Genomic DNA, 26,735 nt, shown 5'->3' with positions numbered 1-26,735 from the left:
GGAACCCGCAGGGCCGCGACCAAGCACCAACGAATTTCGCAGACCCTGTTCGCAAGCGGCTTCCCGATCCTCCCGGGAGGCCGCTTTGCCGTTGGAGCCAACGAAAAAGGGCCGGCGAACCAGCCCTTTGCCAAGCGGACGTTTGTGGAGCCAGCTCAGGCTTTCGACACCGCGACCTTGCGCAGATAGTCCGTCACGATGCGGGTGATGCCGCGCGAGAGCAGATCGTCCAGCGCGTTGATGAAGGTGTCGCAATCCTCGCGCGTCGCGATCAGCGGCGGCTCGAGCCGGATGACGTTGCGGTTGTACTCTGTGAAGGCGACGAGCACGTCGTAGTCCTTCAGGAGCAGCGCCCCGACGAAGCCGCAGAGCGAGCCCTTCAGCTTGTCGTCGAGCAGCGCGACCATGTGCTTGAGCCCGAAGGGCATGGTCTCGCTGATGTCCTGGAACTCGACGCCGATCATCAGGCCGCGCCCGCGGATTTCCTTGAGCAGGCTCGGATGCTTGACCCGCAACTCGTTGAGCCGCGCGATCAGGTAGTCGCCCTGGCGCTGTGCATTGCCCATGAGGTCTTCCTCATAGAGCACGTTCAGCCCCTCGATCGCCGAGATGCAGGCCTCGCCCATGCCGCCGAAGGTGGCCTGGGCATGGATCAGCGCGGTCTTCGGCTTGCCATAGGCTTTCATGTAGATCTCGCGGCGCGCAATCATTGCGCCAATCGCAGCCTTGGAGCCGCCGAGCGCCTTGGCGAGCGCCGTCACGTCCGGCACCACGCCGTCGCGCTCGAAGGCGAAGAACTGGCCGGTGCGCCCGAGCCCGCACTGCACCTCGTCCGCCACCCAGAGCACGCCATGCTTGTCGCAGAGCGCGCGCAATTCGCGCCAGAACCCGAGCGGCGCCTCGACGATGCCGCCGCCGCCCTGCACGGTCTCCATCACCACGATGCCGATGGCGGGATCGCTTTCCAGCGCAGCGCGCACGGCCTCGATGTCGCCGAACGGCACCTTGACCCGGTTCTCCACCAGCTTGAATTGCGACTGGTAGAGCGTCGAATCCGTGACCGAGAGCACGCCCTTGGTCTTGCCGTGGAACGAGTTCGCCGCGTGCAGGATCTTCGACCTGCCCGGCCCCTGCGCCTGCTCGGCGACCTTCAGCGCCGCCTCCATCGCCTCCGATCCGGTCGAGCCGAGGAAGACCATGTCGAGATCGCCGGGCGCGATCGCGGCGAGGTTGGCGGCCAGCGCCGAGGCATATTGCGACATGAACGCCATGCAGATCTCATGGCGGTTCTCGTCCTGGAATTTCTTCCGGGCCGCGACGATGCGCGGATGGTTGTGGCCGAAGGCGACCGAGCAGAAACCGCCAAAGAAATCGAGGATCTTGCGGCCGTCCCTGGTGATGTAGTGCATACCCTCGGCGCGGTCGACGATGATCTTGTCGAAGCCGAGCAGCTTCAGGAAGTGCACCTGGCCCGGATTGATATGGTTGGTGAAGAGTTCCTTCACCGTCTGGGCATCGAGTTGCTTGGCGTCTTCGACGCTATAGAGTTTCGGCCGGACGATCGTCTCGCCGGCGGCCATGTCCTTGTAATCGAAAGCGGGCGTACTCATGCGGCGAGATCCCTTTGCTGGACAGCAGCGTCCTTGGCTTTGCGATATTCCGTATAGGCAGCGAGCAGCATGTCTTCGTCGCGGTGCTTCGGCGTCCAGCCGAGTTCGCGCTTGGCCTTGGAAGTATCGAGAATACAGATCTCGTCCGCAATCATATACTGCTCGGGATCCATGATCGGCATGTTGACCGCATCGAGGGCGTTCAGTACCAGCTTGACCAGTGGCGCCGGCGTCGGCAGCAGGATCGACTTCGAGCCGGCATGCCTGATCAGGTCGCCGAGCAGCTTCCTGACCGGCGGCGGATCGTCGGAGCCGAGATTATAGGCGCTGTTCGGGAAGCCCGCCTTCCAGGCCGCGACGCAGGCGCTGGCGCAGTCGAATACCGAGATGAACTGGTAGGGGTTCTTGCCCGAGCCGATCATCGGCACCGGCAGGTTCAGGTCGATCAGCTTGAACAGCTTGACCAGGATGCCGAGGCGGCCAGGCCCGATGATCAGGCGCGGCCGGAAGATCGGGATCTGGAAACCCTTGTCGCGATAGCTTTGGGCCAGCGTCTCGGTCGCGAGCTTGCTCTCGCCATATTCGCCCAGCGGCCGGGCCGGATGGTCCTCGTCCTGCGGCACCGTCACCGAATGGCCGTAGATCATGTCCGTGGTGAAGTGGACGAGCCTGCTGGCGCCGCCCTTCTCCATCCAGTTCAGGATGTTCTGGGTGCCATGATAGTTCACCGGCCAGAAGAAATCGTGCCGCTCCGCCCGGGTCACGATCGGCGACAGCATCTTGGCCGAGAGGTTGTAAACGAGGTCGTCCTTGTCCAGCGGGATCGAGGCAACGCTCTCCGCATCGGTGACATCGATCTTGTGAAACGGCACGGTGGCGTAATGGGCGTGGCTGCTCCGGGCGATGTCGGCGACCAGCACCTCCTCGCCCATGGCCGAGAGGTCTGCCGCCAGATGCGATCCGACGAAGCCGTCGCCGCCGATGATGATGTGCTTCACGTGCGGTCTCTCCGGCTCAACGAGGCAGGCGCGGGCGCTGGTTGCGCACCGGCACGGGAATGGGGGTCAGCGCGGCTTTCGGCTCGAGCAGGGCGCCAAGGCGCAGGAACAGGCGAACGATCAAATCCATGATGTCCCTCAGCTTTGTGCGATGAAGATGGTGCCGAGCACGATGAAGCCGATGCCCGCGATCCGCGCCGCGCTCAGATCCTCGTTGAAGACGAAGTAAGCGTAAGCCGCGACCACGACATAGGCGAGGCTCAGGAAGGGGTAGGCGTAGGAGATCTGCACCTTCGAGAGCACGACGAGATGCGAGGCCATGCTGACGACGAAGGTGCACAGCCCCGCGAAGACGAACGGGTTGAAGACCACCCGAAAGATCGTCCAGATCAGGCCGTCGCCGGCAACGTCGAGCGTGCCCACCCCGGTCATGCCGCGCTTCAACATGAGCTGGGCCGCAGCATTGGTCAGCACGGTGAACAGGATCAGGGGAATATAGGCATTCATCGGCGCTGGGGCTTTTCCGCAAGTCTTTGCCGTCAGGAAGTCTTCGGGCTTCGGCTGTCGTCGGGCCTCTGGATGGCGCGGAAAATACTTCAAATGCCTTACGCTGCGGCTCTTACCTCGACGTAACGTTAAGATAAGACTGACGGGATCGCGGAAACCCTCCGAGGCAATCGCGAATGGCGTCACGACGGCATGGCGTGCGGCCTCAATCGCCCTTCGCCATCTCCTGCTCTTTCGCCAGCGTCCGCTGCAGGGCCGGGCGCGCCAGCATGCGCTCCATATAGGCCTCGAAGACCGGCCGCTTCGGCAGCGCACCGACAATGTTCATACCGTAATGGATCGCGGTCCCGAGCTGCGTGTCGGCCGCCGTGAAGCGCCCGCCCGCGGCATGGCCGTTCGCCAGCAGCTTCTCGAGATGGGCGACGGCGTCGTCGAGCGAGCCGAAGGAAACGCTGCGCGGCTGATAGACGATGTCGAGCGCCTTCGCCGCGATCACCGGATCGAGCACGGCATCGGTGTAGACCAACGCCGTCAGATAGGAGGCGCGCGCCGGGTCCCCGATCGCAGGCGCGAGCCCGGCGCGCGGAAAGGCGTCGCCGAGATAAAGCGAGATCGCGGCGCGCTCCGTCACGATTACGCCGTCATGCGCGATCGCCGGCACCTTCTTGTGCGGCTGGATCGCGCGATAGGATTCCGGCGCGCCGCCCTCGCCGCGAATATCGATCAGTTCCATCGCATAGGGTTCACCCAGTTCCTCCAGCAGCCACAGGATGCTGAAGGAACGTGACTGCGGGGCATGATAGAAGGTCAGCATGATCGTCTCCCTCACGGCGCGGGAATCGGTAGCGCCAGTTCATCGATCTGCAGCGCGTCGCCTGCCGGAACGCGTCAGGGGTGCGCAGGGTTTCCGTGACTCCCGAGGTTTCCGCCATGACCCCACCCGACACGCCGCTGCCCAACCGCGTCGCCCCTGACGGTAGCCTCTTTGCCGACCCGGCCCGCTGCCTGCTCTTCGGCAATCGTGGCGGGCGCTTCCACGATCCGCAGAGTCGCGCCTTGCCGCACCGGATCGATGCCAGCCGGCAATGGATCTGTTGCCGGCTATCTTTCAAGGGCAGGCGCAGGCAGGTCTGGTCGCGCGGTTATACGGAGCTGTTCTTCTGCGACGAGGTCACCGCGCTCGCCGCCGGCCACCGGCCCTGCATGGAATGCCGCCGCGGCGACGCTCTCGCCTATCGCACCGCGCTCATGCGCGGAACGGGGTTGGTCGTCCCGCCATCCTTCCCTGAGATTGATCGGCTCCTGGACGGGCAGCGGCGCTTGGGGCGGAACAAACTCGTCCATCACCTGCCTGCCGATGATCTGCCCGACGGGGCGATGATCGCCGACGGCACGCGCTGGCTCGCCCTGCGCGATGGCGATGCACTGCTGTGGCATCCCGGCGGCTATGGCGCCCGCCTGCCCCGCCCGAACGGAATCGTCTCCGTACTCACCCCGCCTGCATCCCTGGCGGCGCTCGTCCATGGCTTCCAGCCACTCTGGCATCCGAGCGCAGGACGGGCGGCAAGATCATCGCCATGAGCCGATTGAGTCTCGCATTGCATCGCAAGAATAACGGCGGTTCTGAGCCTTCGCGAGTAAGGAACTTTTGGCAGCGAAACGGCGTTTCCCCCGCATACATCGTCACAACCACCTTGGGGGTGCTCCAATGCGTTCGATTGCTCTCTGGCTGCTCGGCGTTCCGATCCCGATCATCATTCTGCTCTGGTTCTTCATGCGCTGAGCCTTCGCTCATCGACTGGATCGACATGGCCGGGCTCGTCCCGGCCATCTTCGTTTCCGGGCGGCGCGACCTTGCCGCCATGGCCTGACAGCACCATCTGTCAGACGGGCGCGCATCGCGGCATTGCGCCAGCCCACCATCGCATCGTCACCGGAACTGCCCTATATGCCGCCTATGCCAGCGATCATTTCCGTTTCCGGCCTTTCCAAGACCTATGCTTCCGGCTTCCAGGCGCTGAAGTCGGTCGATCTCGACATCCATAAGGGCGAGATCTTCGCCCTGCTCGGCCCCAACGGGGCCGGCAAGACGACACTGATCAGCATCATCTGCGGGCTGGTCAATCCGAACACGGGAGCGGTGAAGGCCGATGGCCACGACATCGTCGCCGACTACCGCGCCGCCCGCGCCACCATCGGTCTGGTGCCGCAGGAGTTGACCACCGACGCCTTCGAGACCGTGCGCGCCACCGTCGCCTTCAGCCGCGGCCTTTTCGGCAAGCGCAAGGACCCGTCTCTGGTCGAGCAGCTCCTGAAGGACCTCTCGCTCTGGGACAAGCGTGACAGCCAGATCCGCATGCTCTCGGGCGGCATGAAGCGCCGCGTCATGATCGCCAAGGCGCTCGCCCACGAACCGCGCATCCTCTTCCTCGACGAGCCGACAGCCGGCGTCGATGTCGAACTGCGGCAGGACATGTGGCAGCTCGTGCGCCGCCTGCGCGACAGCGGCGTCACCATCATCCTGACCACGCATTACATCGAGGAGGCCGAGGAGATGGCCGACCGCGTCGGCGTGATCAGCAAGGGGGAGATCATTCTGGTCGAGGACAAAGTCGAGCTGATGCGCAAGCTCGGCCGCAAGCAGCTCACCCTGACCCTGCAGCAGCCGCTGACAGACCTGCCGGCAGCGCTCTCCGGCTATGGTCTCGAACTGGCCGCAGGCGGCGAGGAGCTCGTCTACACCTACGACACCAAGGCGGAGCGCACCGGCATCACCGCCCTGCTCCACGCGCTCGGCGAGGCCGGCATCCGCTTCAACGACCTGCAGACGAGCCAAAGTTCGCTCGAGGACATCTTCGTCAGCCTGGTGAAGGATCGCAGATGAGCACGACTGGCATCAACTGGCACGCGATCCGCGCGATCTACAAATTCGAGATGGCCCGCACGCTGCGCACGCCGCTGCAGAGCGTCGTCTCGCCGGTGCTTTCGACGTCGCTCTATTTCATCGTCTTCGGCGCAGCGATCGGCTCGCGCATGCAGGCGATCGACGGGGTGGTCTACGGCGCCTTCATCGTGCCGGGCCTGATCATGCTGACCCTGCTGACGCAGAGCATCGCCAACGCCTCCTTCGCGATCTATTTCCCGAAGTTCACCGGCACGATCTACGAACTGCTCTCGGCGCCTGTCGCCTGGTGGGAAGTCGTTATCGGCTATGTCGGGGCAGCCGCGACGAAATCGATCGTGCTCGGCCTGATCATCCTGCTGACGGCGACCTTCTTCGTGCCGCTCAGGATTGAGCATCCCCTCTGGATGCTGCTGTTCCTGGTGCTGACGGCCGCGACCTTCAGCCTCTTCGGCTTCATCATTGGCATCTGGGCCGATGGCTTCGAGAAGCTGCAGGTCATCCCTCTGCTGGTCGTGACCCCGCTCGCCTTCCTCGGCGGCTCCTTCTACTCGATCGACATGCTGCCGGGAATCTGGCGGACGATCGCGCTCTTCAACCCCGTCGTCTACCTGATCAGCGGCTTCCGCTGGAGCTTCTTCGGCATCGCCGATGTCGGCGTCGGCATCAGCCTGGGCATGACCCTCGTCTTCCTGTTCATCTGCACCGCCATCGTCGGCTGGATTTTCAGGACCGGCTATCGCCTCAAGAACTGAGGCCCCAACCGGCCTCAGGCCGCCTTCATCTCGGCGAAGAATGTCCCGACGGCCCCGCGCAGGATCTGGGCTTCGCGCGCGAGGTTCTCCGCGGTCGACAGCGCCTGGCTCGCCGACAGCATCGCCGCCTGCGATGTCGAGGTCACGCCCTCCATCTGGCAGGCGACGCCGGCGGTGCCGCACGCCGTCGCCTGCGCGCTGCTGGCGATCTCGGAGGTCGCCACCATCTGCTGGCTCGTCGCACCCGCGATGACCAGCGTGTGCTGCGCCACCTCGCCCATGACGCTGGCGATGGTCTCGATCGCCGCGACAGCACCTTGCGTCTCGCTCTCGAAGGCCGCGATGCGCTCGGCGATCTCATCGGTCGCCTGCGCGGTGCGGCTCGCGAGCAGCTTGACCTCGCCGGCGACGACGGCAAAGCCGCGTCCGGATTCTCCTGCGCGTGCCGCCTCTATCGTGGCATTGAGCGCGAGCAGATTGGTCTGGGCCGCGATCTCGCGGATCAAGCCGACCACCCTGGCGATGCTCTCTGCGGCGCCCAACAGGTTGACGACATTGGCGCGCGCCCCAGCGGCGTCGTTTGCTGCGGTCCTGACCACGTTGTCGGTTTGGCGGATGCGATCCGCGATGTCGGAGATCGACTCCGACAGTTCCTCGGAAGCGGCGGCGATCGAGCGGACATTGTCGGAGGCGTCGAGCGCCGCGCCCCGGGCTTCGTTCGCCTGCGAGGTCGCGCTCGTCGCGACCTCATTGAGGCTGCGCGCCGTTCCTTCCATTTCTTCGGCGCTGACCCTCACCGTATTCAGGACGGAATCGATCCGGACGTTGAAATCCGCGATCAGTTGCTCCCGCTTGGCCTGCCGCCGCGTCCGCGCCGCGTCGGAAGCACGGGCATCGGCCTCCAGCGAGGCCCGCGCCGCAGCCGTCTCGTGGAACACCGCGACGGAGCGAGCCATGTCGCCGATCTCGTCGCGCTGACGGACGCCGGGGATCTCCCCGATCTCCTCGGACCGCGCGAGACGGTGCATCGTCGCCGCGAGGCGACGCAGCGGACGGGCCACGCGAAAATGCACGAGCGCCAGCGCGGCGCCGAGGCCGCAGGCGATCAACAATCCGCCGCCGACCGCCAGCAGCGACAGGCTGTAGCGCTGCAACAGATCGCGTTCGGCTTCGGTCGCGTCGCCGCGGCTCTCGTTGAGCACCGCGACCTGCTTCAAGGCGGCATTCAACGCCTTGCGATTGCTTCGGTTGTCCTCGTTGTTTCCGAGTTGATTGGCGGCGGCGGGCCCCTGTTCGCGTGCTCGCCTCACGAGTTCGGTTCGGAAGCGGACAAATGTGTCGAGCTGCGTCGCGACGGCTTCGAACGCCGCCTGATCGCCGGACCGGAGCAAGGCGCGCCAGCGCTTGGCCAGATCCGTGATCTCATCGAGATTGGCCATCAGCGGGAAGGCGAAGCGCTCGCTGTCCTGAGCGTTCGCGCTCATATAGATGCCGCGCGACTCCATGACGACGGCGTTGACCAGGCCGTTCAGCCGCTCCGCCAGCAATGTGCGATCCGAGACCGCCTCCATCTCGGTCGTCATCGCGGCATAGCGGGCGAGCGTCTGGACTCCGATTCCGACGGCGAGGCCGGCAGCGAGCGCAAACACGGCGAAGGCGCCGAAGATCTGAGCTGAAATCTTGCGCGGGCCGATCATCGCGGAGGGCTTCCCAGTCGAGGCGCATGGCGTCCTCGTTTTGCTGGATCGTGCACACAAAGGGTTAAGGGTGACTAACCCCCTCGGGACAGGGCTGGCGACGGCCTTCTCGCAGCCGGTCGATTGACTTCGCCGCCCTCATCCTGTTCTCACAACGGCCATGATCGACATTCAGACATCCGATGCGCCGGCAGCCCTCGCCGCCCCGCATGCGCGCCGGCGCACTTTCGCGATTATCTCCCACCCCGACGCCGGCAAGACCACGCTGACCGAGAAGCTGCTCTATTTCGGCGGCGCGATTCAGCTCGCGGGCGAGGTGCGCGCCAAGCAGGGCCGCCGCCAGACCTCCTCGGACTGGATGAAGATCGAGCGCCAGCGCGGCATCTCGGTCGTGACCTCGGTGATGACCTTCGAATATGGCGGGCACGTCTTCAACCTGCTGGACACGCCGGGCCACGAGGATTTCTCGGAAGACACCTATCGCACGCTGACCGCGGTCGACAGCGCCATCATGGTGATCGACGCCGCCAAGGGCATCGAGGAGCGCACGAAGAAGCTCTTCGAGGTCTGCCGTCTCAGAGACATCCCGATCGTCACCTTCATCAACAAGGTCGATCGCGAGACCCGCGACCCGTTCGACCTGATCAACGAGATCGAGAACACGCTCGCCCTCGACGTTGCGCCGATGACCTGGCCGGTCGGGCGTGGCCGCGAATTCGTCGGCACCTATGATCTCAAGGCCAACAGTTTCCGCCGCAACCAGAAGGGCGACGAGACCGCCGAGGACCAGAAGGTCTCTGGCTGGGACGACAGGCTGTTCGACGAGCTCCTGCCGCATGGCGCCGCCGAGACTTGGCGCGAGGAGGTCTTCCTCGCCAGCGAGGGGTTGAAGCCCTTCGATCTCGACGCTTTCCGCGAGGGCCATCTGACACCGCTCTATTTCGGCGCGGCCCTGCGCGACTACGGCGTGCGCGACCTGATCGATGCACTCGGCCGCTACGCTCCGAGCCCGCGCGCCCAGGTCGCTGACAAGCGCGAGATCGAGGCGGACGAGCCGAAGATGACCGGCTTCGTCTTCAAGATCCAGGCGAACATGGACCCGAACCATCGCGACCGCATCGCCTTCATGCGCGTCTGCTCCGGCAAGCTCACCCGTGGGATGAAGGCCAAGCTCGTCCGGACCGGCAAGCCGATGCCGCTGAACGCGCCGCAGTTCTTCTTCGCACGCGACCGCTCGATCGCCGAAGAAGCTTATGCCGGCGACATCGTCGGCCTGCCGAACCATGGCACCCTGCGCATCGGCGACACGCTGACCGAGGGCGAGGACGTCGTCTTCAAGGGCGTGCCGTCCTTCGCGCCGGAAATACTGCGCCGCGTCAAGCTGAAGGACGCGATGAAGGCCAAGAAGCTGCGCGAAGCGCTGCAGCAGATGGCCGAGGAAGGCGTCGTCCAGATCTTCCTGCCGCATGACGGCGCCCCGGCCATCGTCGGCGTCGTCGGCGCGCTGCAGCTCGATGTGCTCAAGGAGCGCATGGACGTCGAGTATTCGCTGCCCGTCGATTTCGAGCCCTGCCAGTTCTCGATCGCCCGCTGGGTTTCCTCGGAGGACAAGGCGGCGCTGCAGAAGTTCGTGGCACTCAAGCCATCTTCCATGGCCGACGATCTCGACGGCGACCCGGTCTTCATGGCCTCCAGCCAGTTCACGCTGAAATACGACGCCGAACGCGCGCCGGACGTGATCTTCTCGGATGTGAAGGACTACCAGAAGGTGGCGAAGGCCTGAGCCCGCCGCGCCACACGTGACGCAAATGTCACAGCGCCGCGGACCCGCTTTCGCCTTTGATCCCGGTCAAATCAATTCGGGCGGAATCGGGGCTGTTGGGGAGATGAGTTGCCGGCGCGTCGCGCCTCGCGCTCTCGATCCCTGGGGGCTTCCGCCATGTCACGCACCATCCGCCTTTCCGCCTGCGCCGCGCTGCTCGCCGCGACCGCACTGACCTCGGCATCTCACTTTTCGGCGCAGGCTGCCGACCTCCCCTCCGCCAAGACGGCTCCGATCGCGCCGATCATGACCCAGTGGAGCCCGTGGATGATCCGCGGCCGCGCCCTCGTCGTCGTTCCGCAGGAGGATGCCAAACTCAGGCTCGGCGGCGCGCCGATCGTCGGCGGCGACGTCAACATCTCGAACTCGGTCGTTCCCGAACTCGACATCAGCTACTTCTTCACCAAGAACATCGCCGTCGAGCTGATCCTCGGCGTCACCCCGCACAATGTGAAGGGCGCCGGCACGCTCGCAGGCGCACGCATCGGCTCCGCCTGGCTGCTGCCGCCGACCCTGATGCTGCAATACCACTTCACCGATCTCGGCGCCTTCAAGCCCTATCTCGGCGTCGGCGTGAACTACACGATCTTCTTCAACGAGAAAGCCAAGGGCGGCTTCACCAGCTTCGACCTGAAGGACACCTTCGGCCTCGCCCTGCAGGCAGGCTTCGACTACATGATCAACGACCACTGGGGCATCAACTTCGACGTGAAGAAGATCTTCCTTGAGCCCAAGGTCAAGATCAATAACGGCCTCATCGCCGGCAAGGTCAAGATCGACCCCTGGCTGATCGGCACCGGCGTCACCTATCGCTTCTGAGGCCGGCTCACGTTCCCGCCACCGCGAACCCCAGCGGGATCGCGGTGGTGGATTTCAGCTCCTCCATCGCGAACATCGAGGTCACGTCGTTGAGGTCGATACGCGAGATCAGTTTCTTGTAGAGCGCGTCATAGGCGGCGATGTCCGACACGCAGGCCTTCAGCAGGTAATCGATCTCGCCGCTCATGCGGTAGAAATCGACGATCTCGGGCAGGTCCTGCACCGCAGCGTGGAAACGCTCCAGCCATTCCATCGAATGCCGCGCCGTCTTCACCGCGATGAAGACGGTGACACCGACCTGGAGCTTGTCGCGGTCGAGCAGAGCGACGCGCTTGCGGATATAGCCGGCCGCCTCCAGCTTCTGCACGCGCCGCCAGCACGGTGTCGCCGACAGGCCGACCGCTTCGGCCAACTCCGCCAGCGGCAGGCTCGCGTCCTCTTGGAGTCGCGCCAGGATACGAAGGTCGAAAGCGTCGAGCTTGGCCATGGCCTCTCCACCGAATCCGAATGCAAGGCGCGACCGCAGTCGATAACGCGCGAAAATTTTCTAACTTATGCAGCAAGATTGACAATCGTTTTCGCTTCTCGCCCCGATCGCGGCAAGATCGCAAACCCGTTTCGCGGCACTGCGGTATCCTTCCAGGGTCATCGGATATGCAGGGGCGAGGGCATGCAGGGGTTTCTGAACGAGGAGCGGCGCGGGGACGTGCTGCGCAGCCTGCGGACGGATGAAGGCACGCTCTCGCGCGACTATCTCGAAGCCGCCCGCACCGTCCTGCGTGAGCTCGTCGCCCTGCCCGACCTCGTCCAGCGCCTGCCGCTCGAGCGCAAGCCCGGCGGCTATGCCCGCAACCTGCTCGCCGGCAACGATGCCGTCAGCGTCTGGGCCATGGTCTGGAGCCCGGGTGCGGCCACCTCCATCCACGACCATCACTGCTCCTGCTGCTTCGGCGTCGTCTCCGGTACCGTCACCGAGACCTGGTATCGCGCCATCGACGAGAAGCGCGCCGTCGCGACAGCCCAGCACGACCGTCTGCCCGGCTATGTCGCCTGCATGCTGCCCAGCGGGCCCAACATCCACCGCATGTGCAATTTCGGCAGCGAGGACGCGATCTCGATCCACATCTACGGCTTCGACCACGAGGCCCACGCCTCCTCGATCGAAACGGAATACACCGCCGTCGGCGGTTGAGATCTCTCCCCTGCCGCGGGGACAACCCGGCGTGCTTATCCCCCGACCTGCACCCGGCGCGATGATGGCTCCTCGCCAAGGAGGAGCCATCAATGTCCATGCGAGGATCCGGCGCATCCGCGCCTGCCCTGCCCATCGTCACGCCCGCGCTTGCCGTGACGGCCCAGCGCCTCCTGCGCCTTGCCCCCGCGGGCAAGCCCGCGGTCGTTGACGGCATCGCGGCCCATTTCGACGGACTCGCCGGGGCGTCAGGCATCATCACCCATCTGCGCCTTTGCCACTTTCTGGCCCAGGCCGCCCATGAGACCGATCGCTTCCGCACGCTGGAGGAATATGGCGGCGAGGCGTATTTCGCGCGCTATGACGGCAGGCGCGACCTAGGCAACACGCAGGCCGGCGACGGCGCGCGCTATCACGGCCGCGGCATCTTCCAACTCACCGGCCGCTCCAACTATCGCCGCTATGGAGAACTGATCGGTGTCGATCTCGAAGCTCATCCGGAACGGGCAAAGGAGCCGGCGATTTCGCTTGCCGTCGCCTTCGCCTATTGGCGCGATCGCGCTTGCAACAAGGCCGCCGACGCCGACGACATCGCCGCCGTCACGAAGCTGATCAATGGCGGGCGCAACGGGCTGGCCGAGCGCACGCGCCTGCTCGCGGCGGCGAAGGCGATCTGGGTTTGAGATTCCCGTCATCCTCGGGCGGAGCAAAGCGCAGACCCGAGAATCTTGTGACGAGAAGGCGCAGGCCACCGAGATGGCCGGGTCAAGCCCGACCCTGACGCTTCCCGCCGAACTTAAGCGTGCCCGGCCTTCAGCGCCTGGTCGAGATCGGCATAGAGATCCTCGAGATCCTCGATGCCGGTCGAGAGCCGCAGCAGGTCGGGAGGACAGGGCGAGCCGGCTCCCTCGATCGAGGCGCGATGCTCGATCAGGCTCTCAACGCCGCCGAGCGAGGTCGCCCGCTTGTACAGCTCGACATGCGCCGCCGCCTTCACCGCGGCCGCCTCGCCGCCGACAACCTGGACGGAGAGCATGTAGCCGAAGCCGCCTTCCATCTGGCGCGCGGCGATATCGTGGCCGGGGTGCTGCGGTAGCCCGGGATAGAGCACTCGCGCCACCAGCGGATGGGCTGAGAGCCGCTGCGCCAGCGCCATGGCCGAGGCGCTCTGGCGCTCCTGCCGGAGATGCAGCGTGCGCATGCCGCGCATCAGCAGATAAGCCTCGAACGGACCGAGGATGCCGCCCTGGCCCTTGCGCACCGTCTTGATGCGGTTCCAGATTTCGTTGTCCTCGCGGGCGCAAAGCGCGCCCGCGACCACGTCGGAATGGCCGTTCAGCACCTTCGTCGCCGCATGCATCACGATGTCGGCGCCGAGCGTCAGCGGGCGCGTATGCACCGGCGAGGCGCAGGTCGAATCGACGGCGAGCCTAGCGCCGGCCTTGTGGGCGATCTCGGCGGCGCCCGCGATGTCGGTGATCGTCCAGAGCGGGTTCGACGGGGTCTCGGCCCAGACCAGCTTGGTCTTCCCAGGCTTCACGGCGGCGGCGAGCGCCGCGAGATCGTCAGTCTCGACGAATTCGATGACGAGGCCCCAGCGCGTCGCCTCCGTCAGCAGCCAGGCGCGCAGCGCCCAGTACATCACCTTGGAGGCGACGACATGGTCACCCGGCGAGAGCGCCTGGAAGACGGCCGTCGCCGCCGCCATGCCGGAACCGAACAGCAGCGCGCCGGCCTTGGCCTGCTCCAGCATGGCAAGGACGCTCTCGGCCTCCCGCGTCGTCTCGTTGTCCGGCCGGCCATAGATGAAGCCGGTCGAGTAGCCATTGTCCTCGTCGCGGATATAGGTCGTCGAGACATGGATCGGCGGCACGACGCCCTTCGTCACCGGGTCGATCTTGCCCATGGCCTGCGCGGCGAGAGAGCGGGGGTGAAGCTGACGCTGGGGCATGGGGAATCCGCAAAAGTTCCGAAAGGGCCGGTGAGTAGGACCGGAATGCCATCTGGAGCATGGTGCAGTGCGGACGCAAGGCCGCGACCTTGTCCTGCCTGCAACCGGCCCCCATCATCCGCTCATGAACAGCGCCATTCCCGACTCAGCCTCTCCCCGCCGGCCGCTCTGGCCGGATGTCCTGATCGCGGTTGTGCCCGTGATCCTGGCGTCGGTGATCGGTAGTGCCACGACGGTGCGGCAGATCCCGGGCTGGTATGCCGGGCTCGCCAAGCCACCCTTCAACCCGCCGAACTGGATCTTCGCGCCGGTCTGGACGACCCTCTTCGCGATGATGGCCTATGCCGTCTTCCGTATCCTGAGGCATAAGGTGGAGAAGCGCTGGGCCCTCACGGCCTACCACGTCCAGCTCGCGCTCAACCTGCTCTGGTCCTGCGTGTTCTTCGGGCTGAACAGCCCGCTGGGCGGCATCCTCGTCATCCTGCCGCTGCTAGGGACGATTCTCGCCACGATCGCGGCCTTCGGCCGCATCGACCGGATTTCGGCCTGGCTGCTCTGGCCCTATGCCGCCTGGGTCTCTTTCGCGACCCTGCTCAACGTCTCGATCTGGTGGCTGAACCGCTAGATCAGCTGCCTTCCATCAGCCGATCGAACGCTCGATCACGTTCATCACCGTCGCCCGCAGCTCGGCAATGGTGAAGGGCTTGGTCATAACCTCCGAGACGATGGCGTCGAGGCTGCGGGCACGCTCGCGCTGCTCGGCATAGCCGGTCATCAGCATGATCGTAAGATCGGGGAAGGCCTGCTTGGCGGCTAGCGCCAGTGCGATCCCGTCCATCAGGGGCATCCGGATATCGGTGAGGAGCAGGTCGAAGCGGCCATTCTCCGCCATCAGCACGTCGAGCGCCTCGGCGCCGTCGGACGCGGTCATGCAGCTATGCCCGTCCATGGTCAGGCCGCGTGCCACCAGTGTCCGTAGCGGCTCCTCGTCATCGACGACCAGAATGCGCGACATCTGTTCAGATCCCGGGAAGCCCGGCCTGATCGGCCGTCTCGACGACGCCGACATAGGGCAATTGCCGGTAGGAATGGGCGACATCCATGCCGTAGCCGACGACGAAATAGTCGGGGCATTCGAAGCCGACATAGTCCGGCGTCAGATTCACCGCCCGCTTGCCCGGTTTCTCAAGCAGCACGACGGTCGAGACCTTCGAGGCCCCGCGCGCCGCCAGCAGATCCTTGGCGAAGGTCAGCGTCCGGCCCGATTCGAGGATGTCGTCGACCAGCAGCACCTCGCGCCCGCGGACGTCGCTCTGCACATCCCTGAGGATCTCGACCTGGCCGGAGGAAACCGTCGCCGCGCGGTAGCTCGACAGATGCACGAACTCGACCTGCGGCGACATGCCGGCGCGATGCATGGCGCGAATCAGGTCGGCGACGAACATGAAGCTGCCCTTAAGCACCGCGACGACCAGCAGGTCCGGCGGCGCGGTCGCGGCGATGGCCTCCGCCATTTCCTCATTGCGGCGTGCGATGGCTGCCTCGTCGAATAGCACCCTGATGCGCCGTGGCTCAGACATAGTTTCGTCGTCCTTTCGCGCTGCGTCGCCGCCCCTCCTCGTCTGGGCCGGGCGCGAGCGCGGTTCATGCAATGACCGTGTCAGGAGATGTAAAGCGCCGAAGCCTGTGTGGATAGGGCCATGCGCCCTAGCCGCAGCGCGATGGCTAATGCCCACTTGCCACAGCCGGCGCAGCGCTCGCAAAGCGCACCAGAACCGATTGCCCAGCCGCAGGCGGCGCCGCCAATCGGGCCCGGAAACGCATCAGCTCCGCCGGCTGCAGCTCGTTGCGCGGCGGGTCGGTCTTCCAGCTATAGAGCGTCTGGCCGACGGCATCCTTCACCGCGACCTCGATCGGCGGAACCCTGGTGTTGCCCTTCGCGATGTTGGTGACGTCGCCCTCGACGACGAGGAAGCGGCCGGCCATGTCCTCGACCAGGCCGCTTTCGACCGCGCTCAGTTTGAGCCCGCGGATATTGACCGGGAATCCAAGCATCTCGAAGGCGGAAGCGAGCTGGGGTGCCGCACGCACGGCATGATCGCGCTGCCAGAGCAGGAGCCCGAGCAGGGCAAGTCCCGCCAGGGAGATTGCGACGGGCGGCGAAACCGCCTGGAGCCGAGCCTTCGCGCTCTTCGTCGGCTTCTTCTTTGTAGCCCGGCCCGCGCTGCGCCTGGTCCGAACGGGCGGCTCGTCCCGCGGGGCGACGGCCTGCTCGGCGGCGAGCGCCGACACCTGCGCCTCAATCGCCGCCGCTTGCTCCAGCTCCTCGTTGAGCAGCGCCTGCGTCTCCTCGGCGCTCGGCACCTCCGGCAATTCCGGCTCGGGCGCGACGTGCCACAGGGTCTGGCAACTGGCGCAACGGACCTTGCGGCCGTCCGGGCCGAGCTTAGCTCCGTCAAGTTCGTAGCGGCTGGCGCAGGATGGGCAAACGATCAGCATGGCGTCGGTCGGCGGCTCCTCGTGCGATGCCGGGGCTTCGAGTATTCGGCGCCGCTGCCGCGGACGCATCCCCAATTGGCCGTGATCATGGTTAACGCCGCGTGAAGAACTCTCCCCCATGCTCGCCCTCGCGCCCGCTTTCCGCGAGGCCGCGCAAGAGGTGTAGGATCGGCCGCAGAGATTCGCGGCCTTTGCCGGGAACGCTGGGCGAGGACACGGGGTTTGGTTCGGTTCGAAAATGTCGGCCTGCGATATGGCATGGGCCCGGAGGTGCTGAAGGACATCAACTTCAGCATCGCGCCGCGGTCGTTCCAGTATCTCACCGGGCCGTCGGGCGCCGGCAAGACGACCCTGATGCGCCTCGTGCTGATGGCGCTGCAGCCGACGCGCGGGCTCGTCAACCTGTTCGGCCAGGACGTCTCGCGCCTCGATGCGGCGACGCTGACCGCGTTTCGCCGCCGCATGGGCGTGGTCTTCCAGGACTTTCGCCTGCTCGACCACCTGACAGTTTACGAGAATGTCTCGCTGCCGCTGCGCGTGCTCGGCAAGGAGGAGACGAGCTATCGCGCCGAAGTCGTCGAACTGCTGCGCTGGGTCGGCCTGGGCGAGCGTATGCATGCCGTCCCACCGGTGCTGTCGGGCGGTGAGAAGCAGCGGGCCGCTATCGCCCGTGCGCTGATCGGACGGCCGGAGCTTCTGCTCGCGGACGAACCCACCGGCAATGTCGATCCCGCGCTCGGCCGGCGCCTGCTGCGCCTGTTCATGGAGCTGCAGTCGCTTGGCACGGCGGTGGTGATCGCGACGCATGATCTGGCCCTGATGGAACTCTACGACGCGCCGCGCCTCGTCCTCGCCGACGGCCATCTCCATGTCGATGCCTGACCCCCGCAACCATGATCGCGAGGAGCGGGCACTGCCGAGCAATCTGCGGCGCGACCAGCCGCTGGTGCCCGTCGATACGGTGGCGGGCCGTGCGCTGATGGCGGTGATCGCGATCCTGACCTTCCTGGCCGCGCTGAGCGCGGGCGCCGCCGTTCTCGCCGCGCGCGCCTCCGAGCAGTGGCGCGGTGCCGTCGCCAACGAGATGACGATCCAGATCAGGCCGGATTCGCGCCGCGACATCGAAGCCGACATCACCCGCGCCGTGGCCATGGCCCGGGCCGTCGACGGCATCGAAGCCGTGCGCGCCGTGCCGAGGAGGGAATCCGACAAGTTGCTCGAACCCTGGCTCGGCGCGGGGCTGGATCTCGTCGAATTGCCGGTGCCGCGCCTGATCGTGCTTAAGCTCAGGTCGGGCGCCGGCCCGGATCTTGCTGCATTCGGGGCGGCGTTGCGGCGCGAGGTTCCAACCGCGACCCTCGACGACCACCGCCTCTGGGTCCGCAGGCTCTCGACCATGGCGAGCACCATTATCATGTCCGGCGCGGCGATCGTGCTGCTGGTCCTGACGGCAGCGGCGCTGGCGGTCGCCTTCGCCACGCGCGGCGCCATGGCCGGTAGCCGCGACAGCGTCGAGGTCCTGCATCTCGTCGGCGCCGACGACGCCTTCATCGCGCGCGAGTTCCAGAGCCGTTTCGTCAGATTGGGCCTCAGAGGCGGAGCGGTCGGCGGGCTGGCGGCGATCGTCGTCATCGTCCTGCTCGGCTGGCTGTCCTCGCGCTGGAGCGCAGCGCCCGAAGCCGAGCAGCTCCAGGCCATGTTCGGAGCCTTCGAGATCGGCTGGTCAGGCTATGTCGCGGTCATTCTCGTGGCGGTGGTCGTGGCGGCGATCTCGGGGCTCGTCTCGCGCTTCACCGTCAGGCATTATCTGCGCGTGCTGGCCGGGGGGGCAGCCTGATGTCGATCGACACAGGTGGATTCGAGAGGCTGCCGACGCTTTTCATCAATGCGCGGCAAGGATGCAGCGCCAGTTGTGCCCGTTTTGCCGTCGTTATGCCCGATTGCCATCTTAGCTTGGCGATACCATGGCGATGATCGGTACCAGGCACGAGCAACTGGCACGCGAGCGGCTGGCCTATGTCGCAGGTAGCCCAAGCCCGGCAGCTGACGCCGCCGGATGGCGTGTGCGTTTCTGGCGCATCGCGTTGCAGGCTGCTGTTGTGTTGCTTGTCGTCGCGGGCTCTGCGCTTGGTTTCGGCTATGTCCGCTTCGCTTCCGCCATCGCTGGCCGCGAACCCGTCGCGGTGCCGCGCACGGACGCCATCGTCGTCGTCACCGGCGGTTCGCAACGCATCGGCGATGCTATCGGCCTGCTCGGCGCGGACAGAGGCTCGCGCCTGCTGATATCAGGCGTCAACGAAAAGACGAGCCGCGAGGAATTGGCCAAGCTCAACCCCTCGGCCCGCGAGCTCCTGGCCTGCTGCGTCGATCTCGACTATCGCGCCCGCAACACCATCGGCAACGCCATCGAGGCGCGCCGCTGGCAGCGCAAGCATGGCTTCCGCTCGCTCCTGGTCGTGACCTCGAACTACCACATGCCCCGCACGATCGCCGAGTTCGCGCATGCGATGCCCAATATCCGCCTTGTGCCGCACCCTGTGGTCACCGACCAGATCGACATCGGCGGCTGGTGGAACCGCTGGAGCACGATGAAGGTGCTCATGCCCGAATACGCCAAATATCTCGCAGCCCGCCTGCGCAGCACCGTCGAAAGCGACCCGGAGACCTCGCGGCTTTCGATCATCATCGGCGGCCGCAAGCCCGTCTCCGCCAAGCCCGCCGAGTTGATGGGGCCAGAGCAGGAAAGACGCAGCGAGGCGAAAAACAACCGGCAGGACGGCTGAATCCTGCCTCGCCGCTTGACGGCGGCGGGGCCGCAAGCTCTTTGCGCGCCATGCTGATCCTGCGCTCTCTTGTCTTCAACCTCCTGTTCTACGTGAACCTCGCCCTCTGGCTGGTCTTCGGGGCCTTTCCGGCGCTGCTGCTGCCAAGACGCGCCCTGCTCGCCGTAACGGTCGCCTGGGCTCATACGGCGCTCTGGCTGATGCGGGTCGTCGCCGGGACGAGCTACGAGATCACCGGACGCCAGAACATCCCCGCAGGCGGGATGATCGTCGCAGCGAAGCACCAGTCCTTCTGGGAGACCTTCGTGATGATGACGCTCTTCGAGGACCCCATCTTCATCCTCAAGCGCGAGCTGACCTGGATCCCGTTCTTCGGCTGGTGCCTGCACAAATTCAGGATGATCCCGGTCGATCGCGGCGGCAGGGCCCGCGCGCTCGCCCAGGTCACCCGCCGCGCCAAGATCGAGCTGCGCGACAATGGCCGTCAGCTCCTGATCTTCCCCGAAGGCACCCGCCGCCCGGCCGGCGCGCCACCGGCCTACAAGTTCGGCGTTGCCCATCTTTACGCCGAGCTGAACCTGCCCTGCCTGCCGATCGCGCTCAATTCCGGGCTCTACTGGCCGCGCCGCAAGTTCCTGCGCCGGCCCGGAACGATCCGCCTCGAGATCCTGCCGCCAATCGCACCCGGAATGGACAAGGTCGCGTTCCAGGCGCGCCTGCAGGACACCATCGAGACGGCGAGCGACCGGCTGCTCGCCCAGGGCCGCGCCGAACTGGCGAAGCTGGGTCTCGACCCGCTGGCCAAGGCCTGACGCCCGAAGACTCCTGACATGCGACGGCAGCAGGGCCGATCCCCGCCTGACCGAGCCTGACGGCGCGGCCTTGACTCAGGGCCGTTTCGTTCTCATTTTGTTTTAAGAACAAAGGAGGAACGATATGGCTGCCCTCGCCTATCGACGCCACGACCACCACATCGCCTCGTACCAGACCGATCTCTTCACACAGCCTCTGTCGATCGAGAACGAGCCGGCGCCGGCCGCGCGCGAACTGCCGATGCGCAGCACCGCCGGGCTGGGCGAGCGCCGCTTCACCGCCTGGCGCGGACGCTCGGGCCGGCGCTATGTCGCCTCGGTCTTCGCCATCGGCGACGACCATGCGCTCGGCTTCATCGATGCGGTGCTGCTGGCGGTCTCCGCGGACAGGCACATCCTGGCGGCCCGTGACAGCGGCCCGTTCGGCATCGAGGCTGCGCTGACGCGCTGGCAGCAAGCGGTGGCGCAGGCGGGCGCCAGCGAAATCCACGTCCATCTCCTGGCCGAGGACGGTATCAGCCGCCGCGCCGCACTGCTCGACCTGATGCCCGAGGTGTGAGGTTCTAATGCTTCGGGCGCGGTGCCGCGCCCGGCGCGAGCGCCTGCGCCAGCCCGGCCAGAACCGGATCGAAGATGCCCATCTTGCGCAGATGCTCGTCGGTGAGCAGCACATAGTCCGGATTCTCGCCCGAGCTGCCGCGGCCATGGCGGACCAGTTCGAGCTGCTGCTCGCGCGGCAGGCGCCCGGCATATTGCAGGTGCTTGCGGTCGGCGACATAGACCAGCGCCGTGACGTTGCGGCCGTCCTCCAGCCTGACCGGCATCTGGCGTTCGAGATAGACCGCCGTCGCCTGCTCGCGGGCGCGCAGATAATCGACCGTCTCCTGCGCCTTCTTCGCCGCCACCCGGAAGGCGAGTCCCCGGCAGACGCCGCCGCGATCGAGCCCGAGCACGAGGCCAGGCCGCTCTGGCGTGCCGCGATGGACATGCGAGAAAATGCACAGCGAGCGGTGATAGCCATGCAGCCGCGCCGGGACACTCTCCTCAAAATCGAAGCCGGGCCGCCAGATCAGCGAGCCGTAACCGAAGACCCAGAGCTCCGTGGCGCCGAAATGCGTGGTCATGTCGCTCCCAAATAACCGCACGGCCCATAATTTGGCCCCGCCGGCCTGCTTGATGTTCGGGGTCGCCTGCGCCATCCCCTCGGCTGGCGCCCGCATCCTGCGGGAGCTAACAATCTCCCGGCCATACAGCATTGCGCGAAAAACTGGGAACCGGTTTTTCGCGCAATGCGGCAACCTGAGAGCAATGGATCGCCACCGCATGACCGCTACCACTTCCGGGCGACGCAGCAGCCGCTTCTGGCTCTACGCCCCCTTCGTCCTGCTCGCCTTGCTCGTCGCGGGCTGGACGGGGTTCTGGTTCGTGGTCCGTGGCCGGGTGATCGATGCCGTCGATACGGCGCTGGCGAAGGAAGCCGGACTCGGGCGAAGCTGGACCTGCGCGGATCGCACGGTCACCGGCTTCCCTTTCCGCGTCGAACTCCGCTGCGGCGCCTTGGCGCTCACCTCCGCCCGCTGGGGCGAGGCCGTGCGCGTACAGACCGGGCCGGCGCTCGCCGTCGGGCAGATCTATACCCCCAACCTCGTCATCGCGCAGATCACCGGCCCGCTGCAGGCGACGCTGCCGGAAGGGCGCAAGCTCGATCTCGGCTGGACGCGGCTCGAGGCCAGCCTGACGCACAGCGCCGGCGATCCGGAGCGCGTCTCGCTGGTGCTGACCGGCCCCAGCGCCAGCCTCACCGCGCCGGGTCTCAGCCCCGAGACCTGGCAGGCGACGGCGCTGGAAGCACATCTGCGCCGCAGCCCGACCCGGCCGGCTGCCGACCAGGCCGTCGATCTCGCCATCACCGCCAAGGGTTCGGTCCTGCCCGCGCTCGATGCGCTGCTCGGCACCACCGAGCCCGGCGATGTCGACATCCAGGCGACTCTGACCCGGAGCGAGGCTTTCCGCATCGGTCTCAACCCGGACGCGCTCGAAGCCTGGCGCATGGCCGGCGGCCAGATCGACGTCACCAAATGGGTTTCGGTCAAGGGAACGGCCCGGATCGAGGCGACCGGCCAGTTCCTGATCGATCAGACTCATCGCCCGGCCGGGCAGGTCCAGGCCTCGCTCGCCGGCATCCGGCAGATCGCCGGTATTCCCGTGGGCGGCATCGCGGCCGGACTCGGCGGCTTGCTGGGGGGCCGTTTGAGCGCGCAACTGCCGGGCGTGGCACCCGGCCTCAACGCCCTGCCGCCGATCGTGCTGCGCGAAGGCCGCGTCTATCTCGGCCCGATCCGCCTGCCGTTGCAGCCGCTGCCGGCGCTGTATTGAAAGCGGCAACGGGCCTCAACGGTGGACGAAAAAGGGGCGCGGAAACCGCGCCCCTGAATCTCTTCACCAGTTGAAAGCCGTCAGGCCGCCGGCAAAGCCGCGCGCGGCGACTCGATCCGCACCAGCGCCTTCTTGACTGCGTCCTGCACCTTCTCGAAGGCCCGGACCTCGATCTGCCGGACACGCTCGCGCGACACGCCGAACTCCTCGGAGAGCTGTTCGAGCGTGATCGGGTCGTCGGCCAGGCGGCGTGCCTCGAAGATGCGCCGCTCGCGCGGGTTCAGCACTTCCAGCGCCTCACGCAGAGCCGAATGGCGGTTGTCTGCCTCCTCCGTATCGGCGAGCCGCCGCTCCTGGCTCTCGCTGTCGTCGACCAGCCAGTCCTGCCATTCGCCCTCGCCGTCCTCGCGCAGCGGCGTGTTCAGCGAAGCGTCTCCGCCGAGCCGGCGGTTCATGTCGACGACGTCCTGCTCGTTGACGCCGAGCTTGGTCGCGATCTGCTTCACCTGCTCGGGGCGCAGATCGCCCTCGCCAAGCGCCGAAATCTTGCTCTTGGCCTTGCGCAGGTTGAAGAACAGCTTCTTCTGGTTGGCCGTGGTGCCCATCTTCACCAGCGACCATGACCGCAGAATGTACTCTTGAATCGACGCCTTGATCCACCACATCGCGTAGGTGGCGAGGCGGAAACCCTTGTCGGGCTCGAAGCGCTTGACGGCCTGCATCAGGCCGACATTGCCTTCGGACACGACCTCGCCGATTGGCAGGCCGTAGCCGCGATAGCCCATGGCGATCTTGGCGACGAGCCGCAGGTGAGAGGTCACGAGCTTGTGCGCCGCATCGCGGTCGCCATGCTCGCGCCAACGCTTGGCCAGCATGAACTCCTCGTTCGGCTCCAGCATCGGAAACTTGCGGATTTCGTCGAGGTAACGTGAAAGTCCGCCTTCAGCGGACAGGACGGGCAGCGAAGCACTCGCCATGCTCGTTCTCCTTGTCGGGCCCCCGCTTCGCGGCAGACCCACCGCGCGATCAACCTTCGCGCAGGCTCGGATGTCATGATCGGATTCAACGCGGGAAACCCTTCGAGGGTTCGGGCCGGTCCGGTCATTTTGCGGCGCCCCCTTGGCCATCCGCATCCGACCTCCAGTATATGCCAAGGGAGCTTGGCGGAAAGGTGGCGGCGAAGCCAGATTGCCTCACAGACTCGCGAGCGCTGCTTGCAGATTTGCAAAATCTGCCGGCGGATCGGACTCGAACAGCATCTCCTCGCCGGTGACGGGATGCTCGAAACCCAGCACCGCCGCATGCAGCGCCTGCCGCCCGAGCGTGGTCAGAGCCTCTCGCGCCTGCTCCGGCAGGCGGCCGGCCTTGGTCGCGAAACCCGAGCCGTAGAGCTGGTCCCCGAGCAGCGGATGGCCGATATGGCTCATATGCACGCGGATCTGGTGTGTGCGCCCCGTTTCGAGCCGGCACTCGACCAGGCTCGCCAGCGGTTCGGCTTCGTCAAGCCCCTTCAGCAGCGGCGGATAGCGCTCGACCAGCGTGATATGCGTGATCGCCTCGCGGCCACGGCCTTCCTTCACCACCGCCATCTTCTCGCGGTTGCGGTTCGAGCGCTCGATCGGAGCGTCGATCGTGCCCTCGCGCAAACGCGGCGCGCCCCAGACGATGGCGAGATAGGCGCGCTGCAGCGGCCCGGTGCGGCCATGGTCCGCGAACTGCTTGGCGAGCTTTTGATGCGCGCGGTCGTTCTTGGCGACGACGAGCAGCCCACTCGTATCCTTGTCGAGCCGATGCACGATGCCCGGCCTGCGGACGCCGCCGATGCCCGAAAGGCTCATCCCGCAATGGGCGATCAGCGCATTGACCAGCGTGCCGTCCTCATGTCCGCCGGCGGGATGGACCACGAGCCCGGCCGGCTTGTCGATGACGATCAGGTCGTCGTCCTCATAGACGACATCGAGCGGAATGTCCTGGCCGATGGGATCGGGCGGCTTCGCCGCGGGCATGACCAGCGCAATCTCATCGCCCTCGACGACCTTGCGCTTGCCGTCGGTCGCGACCACGCCGTTGAGCCGGACGCCGCCCTCCTTGATGACCTGCTGCAGCCGCGCCCGCGAGATCTCGCCCGCCAGCATGGCCAGCGCCTTGTCGAGCCGTTCGCCCGCCTGCTCGGCCGTGACATGCAAGGTGACGCCGGTCTCTGCCGGCGCCGCTTCGACGTTCGTTTCGGATGTCATGACGCACGCTATAGGCTGGGCAGCGCCCAGCCGCACGCCTTTTCGCGTCGGGCCGCCGGCTGTCTCAGCCGAACAGCCGGAACTTGCTCTTCTTGTCCTCGACCGGCGGCACCTCGTCGGGGCCGGGATCATCGGGCGCATGCGCGACCGGGAAGATCACCGGCTTGAGGCGACCGTCGAGTGGGGCGGCTGCCGCGACGGGCTCGGCCGCGACCTTCTTCGGCGCCGATTTCGGCTCCTCGGCGGGCGCGGGGGCAGCGCCAGGGGTTGGCTTCGGCGCGGGCTCTGGCACCGGCGCGGCAGTGACCTGGGCCTCCTGCTTCGGCTGTTCCACGACCGGTGCGGGCGCAGGCGGCGGCGGAGGCGGAGCGACCACCGCCGTCACGACCGGCTCCGGCTCGACCGTCTCGGCCCTGGCTTCGATCAGCGGCGTCGAATCGTCGAGATCCGCCAAAACGTCGTCGAGCGCCGGAGCATGGCTACCGAGCGTCGCCGGCGGCACCGTCCAGACGAAGGCGTCGAGCCGCCCCGAGATCGGCGAGACCGGCATCCAGCTGTCGGAGACCAGCCCATCGGCGACCCAGGCGGCATCGCGCGGTGCGCGCGTCGCCCGCGACAACCATTCGCGGACGCGGCCTGCCGCACCGTGCTCGGCCTCCTCGAGCTCGGCCATCAGCAGGCAGGCGCGCACCGAGGCGCCGCCGGCCAGAAGCGGCTTCAGTGATTCGCGCGCCTTCTGGAAGTCGCGGGCATGGATCGCGGCGCCCGCCAGTGCGAGAACGCCTTCCGGATCGGACGGCCGCAGCTTCGCCAGCGTCGTCGCCCGCGCCAGCCTGTCCTGCGCGCTGTCGCCGGGTCGGACATCGAGATAGGCCGCGGCGATGTCGGGATGCGAGACCTCTTTCCAGGCGGCCTCCAGCAGCTTGACCGCCTTGCGGACGTCGCCGCGCTCGGCCAGCATCCGCCCGGCAAGGGCAGCCGCCGGCGTCAGGCCGGGCGCCAGCTTGACCGCCTCGAGCGCCGCCGCCAGCGCCTTTTCCGGCTCGCTGCCGCGTGCGTCCAGCGCTTCGGCCGCGAGCAGAACCGCCCGCTGCCGCTTGGCCTCGGCCTTCTCGGCGAGGCGCAGCGCCGCACGGCGCTCGACGGCGGTGCGGGCCGCCTGCCAGTCGCCGGCATTGGTGTGGAAATCGAGCAGCGCGTCATTGGCCCAGGCCAGCGAGGGCGAGCGCCGCACCGCATCGTCGGCAAAAGCGCGCGCAGCCGCCATGTCGCCCCGGCGCTTGGCCTCGACGAACAACCCGCGCAGGCCGAGCACGCGGGTCTCCGGCTTGTCGAGCATGGTCTTGAAGGCGGCTTCCGCCCGGCCGCGATCCCCCGAGAGCTGGGCGGCCTGCGCCTCCAGCAGCAGCGTCAAGGGCTCGTCGCCGGCATAACGGCGCGCATCCACGGCATGGCGGCCCGCCGCGATCGGATCGCCTGCGCCGATCGCGACCATGCCGCGCGACACCGCCTCGAAGCCGCGCGCCCGGCGCCTCGCACGCGAGGCGAAGCTGAATGCGCCCGGCAACCCCAGGACGAAGCGCACGAGGGCCCAGGCCAGCATGGCCAGCATGGCGAGCACGACCACGCCGATCGCTGCAATCGCGACGCTGGTCTCGATCCGGTAGCCCTGCCAGAGCACGGAAACCTCGCCCGGCCGGTCGGCCAGCCAGACGGCGCCGACAGCAAGCGCCGCAAAGACGGCAAGATAGAGCAGTACGCGAACCATGAACCCC

At 66.6% G+C, this 26,735-nt stretch carries 28 protein-coding genes; 14 read left to right on the top strand and 14 right to left on the bottom strand.

Features of this window, described 5'->3' with window-relative positions:
* Positions 1-155: 155 nt before the first annotated feature.
* From AC1RMY_RS00595 to AC1RMY_RS00580, 4 genes are all read right to left on the bottom strand, one after another.
* The gene (locus tag AC1RMY_RS00595; protein ID WP_492861998.1) at positions 156-1,610 is read right to left on the bottom strand and encodes an aspartate aminotransferase family protein; all 1,455 of its coding nucleotides are present in this window, start codon (positions 1,608-1,610) and stop codon (positions 156-158) included.
* Positions 1,607-2,608: an NAD-dependent epimerase/dehydratase family protein gene (locus AC1RMY_RS00590; RefSeq protein WP_492861997.1), complete on the bottom strand. Its 1,002-nt coding sequence runs from the start codon at positions 2,606-2,608 to the stop codon at positions 1,607-1,609. The genes AC1RMY_RS00595 and AC1RMY_RS00590 overlap by 4 nt, the downstream gene beginning before the upstream one ends.
* 138 nt (positions 2,609-2,746) lie before the next feature.
* Positions 2,747-3,115, bottom strand: coding sequence for a DMT family transporter (locus AC1RMY_RS00585; RefSeq protein WP_492861996.1), 369 nt, complete (start codon positions 3,113-3,115; stop codon positions 2,747-2,749).
* A gap of 205 nt (positions 3,116-3,320) precedes the next feature.
* Positions 3,321-3,929, bottom strand: coding sequence for a glutathione S-transferase family protein (locus AC1RMY_RS00580; RefSeq protein ID WP_492861994.1), 609 nt, complete (start codon positions 3,927-3,929; stop codon positions 3,321-3,323).
* A gap of 116 nt (positions 3,930-4,045) precedes the next feature.
* Here AC1RMY_RS00580 and AC1RMY_RS00575 point away from each other — a divergent pair, with 116 nt between their 5' ends.
* The 3 genes from AC1RMY_RS00575 to AC1RMY_RS00565 all read left to right on the top strand — a co-directional run bounded on the left by AC1RMY_RS00575 (position 4,046) and on the right by AC1RMY_RS00565 (position 6,772).
* Positions 4,046-4,696, top strand: a complete 651-nt coding sequence (locus AC1RMY_RS00575) for a hypothetical protein (protein ID WP_492861993.1) — start codon at positions 4,046-4,048, stop codon at positions 4,694-4,696.
* Between the two features lie 376 nt (positions 4,697-5,072).
* The gene (locus AC1RMY_RS00570) at positions 5,073-5,999 is read left to right on the top strand and encodes an ABC transporter ATP-binding protein (protein WP_492863529.1); all 927 of its coding nucleotides are present in this window, start codon (positions 5,073-5,075) and stop codon (positions 5,997-5,999) included.
* 11 nt (positions 6,000-6,010) lie between these two features.
* A complete protein-coding gene (locus AC1RMY_RS00565; RefSeq protein WP_492863528.1) occupies positions 6,011-6,772 on the top strand; it encodes an ABC transporter permease in 762 nt (253 codons plus the stop codon).
* A 14-nt stretch (positions 6,773-6,786) separates the two neighbouring features.
* Here AC1RMY_RS00565 and AC1RMY_RS00560 read toward each other — a convergent pair whose 3' ends face one another.
* On the bottom strand, positions 6,787-8,469 hold the full coding sequence (locus AC1RMY_RS00560; protein ID WP_492861992.1) for a methyl-accepting chemotaxis protein: 1,683 nt from the start codon (positions 8,467-8,469) through the stop codon (positions 6,787-6,789).
* Positions 8,470-8,629: 160 nt separating this feature from the next.
* On the opposite strand from AC1RMY_RS00560, the gene AC1RMY_RS00555 reads away from it, so the two are divergent.
* Positions 8,630-10,252, top strand: coding sequence for a peptide chain release factor 3 (locus AC1RMY_RS00555; RefSeq protein ID WP_492861991.1), 1,623 nt, complete (start codon positions 8,630-8,632; stop codon positions 10,250-10,252).
* A gap of 156 nt (positions 10,253-10,408) precedes the next feature.
* Entirely contained in the window at positions 10,409-11,110 is a 702-nt protein-coding gene (locus AC1RMY_RS00550) for an OmpW/AlkL family protein (RefSeq protein ID WP_492861990.1), read from the top strand.
* A gap of 7 nt (positions 11,111-11,117) precedes the next feature.
* Here AC1RMY_RS00550 and AC1RMY_RS00545 read toward each other — a convergent pair whose 3' ends face one another.
* Positions 11,118-11,597, bottom strand: a complete 480-nt coding sequence (locus AC1RMY_RS00545) for an Lrp/AsnC family transcriptional regulator (protein ID WP_492861989.1) — start codon at positions 11,595-11,597, stop codon at positions 11,118-11,120.
* 183 nt (positions 11,598-11,780) lie between these two features.
* Here AC1RMY_RS00545 and AC1RMY_RS00540 point away from each other — a divergent pair, with 183 nt between their 5' ends.
* Together AC1RMY_RS00540 and AC1RMY_RS00535 are read left to right on the top strand one after the other, a co-directional pair.
* A complete protein-coding gene (locus tag AC1RMY_RS00540) occupies positions 11,781-12,302 on the top strand; it encodes a cysteine dioxygenase (protein WP_492861988.1) in 522 nt (173 codons plus the stop codon).
* Positions 12,303-12,394: 92 nt separating this feature from the next.
* Positions 12,395-12,985 (top strand): glycoside hydrolase family 19 protein, encoded by a 591-nt coding sequence (locus tag AC1RMY_RS00535; RefSeq protein WP_492861987.1) that lies wholly within the window; start codon positions 12,395-12,397, stop codon positions 12,983-12,985.
* Positions 12,986-13,098: 113 nt separating this feature from the next.
* Here AC1RMY_RS00535 and AC1RMY_RS00530 read toward each other — a convergent pair whose 3' ends face one another.
* Complete coding sequence (locus AC1RMY_RS00530) at positions 13,099-14,253, bottom strand: trans-sulfuration enzyme family protein (protein ID WP_492861986.1); 1,155 nt, start codon at positions 14,251-14,253, stop codon at positions 13,099-13,101.
* Between the two features lie 124 nt (positions 14,254-14,377).
* On the opposite strand from AC1RMY_RS00530, the gene AC1RMY_RS00525 reads away from it, so the two are divergent.
* Positions 14,378-14,878 carry a TspO/MBR family protein gene (locus tag AC1RMY_RS00525; protein ID WP_492861985.1) on the top strand — a complete coding sequence of 167 codons (501 nt, stop codon included), beginning with the start codon at positions 14,378-14,380 and terminating at the stop codon, positions 14,876-14,878.
* A gap of 15 nt (positions 14,879-14,893) precedes the next feature.
* Here the strand turns inward: AC1RMY_RS00525 and AC1RMY_RS00520 are convergent, their stop codons facing one another.
* The 3 genes from AC1RMY_RS00520 to AC1RMY_RS00510 form a co-directional block, all read right to left on the bottom strand.
* A complete protein-coding gene (locus AC1RMY_RS00520) occupies positions 14,894-15,268 on the bottom strand; it encodes a response regulator (RefSeq protein WP_492861984.1) in 375 nt (124 codons plus the stop codon).
* 4 nt (positions 15,269-15,272) lie between these two features.
* The gene (gene hpt / locus AC1RMY_RS00515; protein WP_492861983.1) at positions 15,273-15,833 is read right to left on the bottom strand and encodes a hypoxanthine phosphoribosyltransferase; all 561 of its coding nucleotides are present in this window, start codon (positions 15,831-15,833) and stop codon (positions 15,273-15,275) included.
* A gap of 145 nt (positions 15,834-15,978) precedes the next feature.
* Positions 15,979-16,752, bottom strand: a complete 774-nt coding sequence (locus AC1RMY_RS00510) for a zinc-ribbon domain-containing protein (RefSeq protein WP_492861982.1) — start codon at positions 16,750-16,752, stop codon at positions 15,979-15,981.
* A 258-nt stretch (positions 16,753-17,010) separates the two neighbouring features.
* Between AC1RMY_RS00510 and AC1RMY_RS00505 the strand changes: the two genes are divergently transcribed.
* The 5 genes from AC1RMY_RS00505 to AC1RMY_RS00485 all read left to right on the top strand — a co-directional run bounded on the left by AC1RMY_RS00505 (position 17,011) and on the right by AC1RMY_RS00485 (position 20,906).
* Entirely contained in the window at positions 17,011-17,634 is a 624-nt protein-coding gene (locus tag AC1RMY_RS00505) for a cell division ATP-binding protein FtsE (protein WP_492863527.1), read from the top strand.
* Positions 17,621-18,589, top strand: coding sequence for a cell division protein FtsX (locus tag AC1RMY_RS00500; protein ID WP_492861981.1), 969 nt, complete (start codon positions 17,621-17,623; stop codon positions 18,587-18,589). Before AC1RMY_RS00505 ends, AC1RMY_RS00500 begins: the two co-directional genes overlap by 14 nt.
* Before the next feature lie 133 nt (positions 18,590-18,722).
* Positions 18,723-19,535, top strand: a complete 813-nt coding sequence (locus tag AC1RMY_RS00495) for a YdcF family protein (RefSeq protein ID WP_492861980.1) — start codon at positions 18,723-18,725, stop codon at positions 19,533-19,535.
* Positions 19,536-19,585: 50 nt separating this feature from the next.
* On the top strand, positions 19,586-20,347 hold the full coding sequence (locus AC1RMY_RS00490) for a lysophospholipid acyltransferase family protein (RefSeq protein ID WP_492861979.1): 762 nt from the start codon (positions 19,586-19,588) through the stop codon (positions 20,345-20,347).
* 124 nt (positions 20,348-20,471) lie between these two features.
* On the top strand, positions 20,472-20,906 hold the full coding sequence (locus tag AC1RMY_RS00485; RefSeq protein WP_492861978.1) for a hypothetical protein: 435 nt from the start codon (positions 20,472-20,474) through the stop codon (positions 20,904-20,906).
* Between the two features lie 4 nt (positions 20,907-20,910).
* Here the strand turns inward: AC1RMY_RS00485 and AC1RMY_RS00480 are convergent, their stop codons facing one another.
* Positions 20,911-21,471 (bottom strand): gamma-glutamylcyclotransferase, encoded by a 561-nt coding sequence (locus AC1RMY_RS00480; RefSeq protein WP_492861977.1) that lies wholly within the window; start codon positions 21,469-21,471, stop codon positions 20,911-20,913.
* Positions 21,472-21,670: 199 nt separating this feature from the next.
* On the opposite strand from AC1RMY_RS00480, the gene AC1RMY_RS00475 reads away from it, so the two are divergent.
* The gene (locus tag AC1RMY_RS00475) at positions 21,671-22,723 is read left to right on the top strand and encodes a DUF2125 domain-containing protein (RefSeq protein ID WP_492861976.1); all 1,053 of its coding nucleotides are present in this window, start codon (positions 21,671-21,673) and stop codon (positions 22,721-22,723) included.
* Between the two features lie 80 nt (positions 22,724-22,803).
* On the opposite strand, the gene rpoH is transcribed toward AC1RMY_RS00475, so the two are convergent.
* The 3 genes from rpoH to AC1RMY_RS00460 form a co-directional block, all read right to left on the bottom strand.
* Positions 22,804-23,700, bottom strand: a complete 897-nt coding sequence (gene rpoH, locus AC1RMY_RS00470; RefSeq protein ID WP_492861975.1) for an RNA polymerase sigma factor RpoH — start codon at positions 23,698-23,700, stop codon at positions 22,804-22,806.
* A gap of 216 nt (positions 23,701-23,916) precedes the next feature.
* Positions 23,917-24,960 (bottom strand): RluA family pseudouridine synthase, encoded by a 1,044-nt coding sequence (locus tag AC1RMY_RS00465; RefSeq protein ID WP_492861974.1) that lies wholly within the window; start codon positions 24,958-24,960, stop codon positions 23,917-23,919.
* A 64-nt stretch (positions 24,961-25,024) separates the two neighbouring features.
* Entirely contained in the window at positions 25,025-26,728 is a 1,704-nt protein-coding gene (locus AC1RMY_RS00460; RefSeq protein ID WP_492861973.1) for a heme biosynthesis protein HemY, read from the bottom strand.
* Between the last annotated feature and the right edge of the window lie 7 nt (positions 26,729-26,735).

The organism is Allobosea sp. GW822-FHT03F07 (assembly GCF_058801345.1).
This window is presented reverse-complemented; position numbering and strand designations above follow the sequence as displayed.

Bases quoted from the DNA above. Each gene is read 5' to 3' on its own strand.
- AC1RMY_RS00525 (WP_492861985.1), top strand. From the start codon at position 14,378: ATGAACAGCGCCATTCCCGACTCAGCCTCTCCCCGCCGGCCGCTCTGG.
- AC1RMY_RS00580 (WP_492861994.1), bottom strand. From the start codon at position 3,929: ATGCTGACCTTCTATCATGCCCCGCAGTCACGTTCCTTCAGCATCCTG.
- AC1RMY_RS00480 (WP_492861977.1), bottom strand. From the start codon at position 21,471: ATGACCACGCATTTCGGCGCCACGGAGCTCTGGGTCTTCGGTTACGGC.
- AC1RMY_RS00505 (WP_492863527.1), top strand. From the start codon at position 17,011: ATGGGCCCGGAGGTGCTGAAGGACATCAACTTCAGCATCGCGCCGCGG.
- AC1RMY_RS00490 (WP_492861979.1), top strand. From the start codon at position 19,586: ATGCTGATCCTGCGCTCTCTTGTCTTCAACCTCCTGTTCTACGTGAAC.
- AC1RMY_RS00585 (WP_492861996.1), bottom strand. From the start codon at position 3,115: ATGAATGCCTATATTCCCCTGATCCTGTTCACCGTGCTGACCAATGCT.
- AC1RMY_RS00495 (WP_492861980.1), top strand. From the start codon at position 18,723: ATGATCGGTACCAGGCACGAGCAACTGGCACGCGAGCGGCTGGCCTAT.
- AC1RMY_RS00540 (WP_492861988.1), top strand. From the start codon at position 11,781: ATGCAGGGGTTTCTGAACGAGGAGCGGCGCGGGGACGTGCTGCGCAGC.
- AC1RMY_RS00570 (WP_492863529.1), top strand. From the start codon at position 5,073: ATGCCAGCGATCATTTCCGTTTCCGGCCTTTCCAAGACCTATGCTTCC.
- AC1RMY_RS00595 (WP_492861998.1), bottom strand. From the start codon at position 1,610: ATGAGTACGCCCGCTTTCGATTACAAGGACATGGCCGCCGGCGAGACG.
- AC1RMY_RS00535 (WP_492861987.1), top strand. From the start codon at position 12,395: ATGTCCATGCGAGGATCCGGCGCATCCGCGCCTGCCCTGCCCATCGTC.
- AC1RMY_RS00530 (WP_492861986.1), bottom strand. From the start codon at position 14,253: ATGCCCCAGCGTCAGCTTCACCCCCGCTCTCTCGCCGCGCAGGCCATG.
- AC1RMY_RS00520 (WP_492861984.1), bottom strand. From the start codon at position 15,268: ATGTCGCGCATTCTGGTCGTCGATGACGAGGAGCCGCTACGGACACTG.
- AC1RMY_RS00510 (WP_492861982.1), bottom strand. From the start codon at position 16,752: ATGCTGATCGTTTGCCCATCCTGCGCCAGCCGCTACGAACTTGACGGA.
- hpt (WP_492861983.1), bottom strand. From the start codon at position 15,833: ATGTCTGAGCCACGGCGCATCAGGGTGCTATTCGACGAGGCAGCCATC.
- rpoH (WP_492861975.1), bottom strand. From the start codon at position 23,700: ATGGCGAGTGCTTCGCTGCCCGTCCTGTCCGCTGAAGGCGGACTTTCA.
- AC1RMY_RS00460 (WP_492861973.1), bottom strand. From the start codon at position 26,728: ATGGTTCGCGTACTGCTCTATCTTGCCGTCTTTGCGGCGCTTGCTGTC.
- AC1RMY_RS00550 (WP_492861990.1), top strand. From the start codon at position 10,409: ATGTCACGCACCATCCGCCTTTCCGCCTGCGCCGCGCTGCTCGCCGCG.
- AC1RMY_RS00485 (WP_492861978.1), top strand. From the start codon at position 20,472: ATGGCTGCCCTCGCCTATCGACGCCACGACCACCACATCGCCTCGTAC.
- AC1RMY_RS00500 (WP_492861981.1), top strand. From the start codon at position 17,621: ATGTCGATGCCTGACCCCCGCAACCATGATCGCGAGGAGCGGGCACTG.
- AC1RMY_RS00575 (WP_492861993.1), top strand. From the start codon at position 4,046: ATGACCCCACCCGACACGCCGCTGCCCAACCGCGTCGCCCCTGACGGT.
- AC1RMY_RS00465 (WP_492861974.1), bottom strand. From the start codon at position 24,960: ATGACATCCGAAACGAACGTCGAAGCGGCGCCGGCAGAGACCGGCGTC.
- AC1RMY_RS00560 (WP_492861992.1), bottom strand. From the start codon at position 8,469: ATGATCGGCCCGCGCAAGATTTCAGCTCAGATCTTCGGCGCCTTCGCC.
- AC1RMY_RS00555 (WP_492861991.1), top strand. From the start codon at position 8,630: ATGATCGACATTCAGACATCCGATGCGCCGGCAGCCCTCGCCGCCCCG.
- AC1RMY_RS00475 (WP_492861976.1), top strand. From the start codon at position 21,671: ATGACCGCTACCACTTCCGGGCGACGCAGCAGCCGCTTCTGGCTCTAC.
- AC1RMY_RS00545 (WP_492861989.1), bottom strand. From the start codon at position 11,597: ATGGCCAAGCTCGACGCTTTCGACCTTCGTATCCTGGCGCGACTCCAA.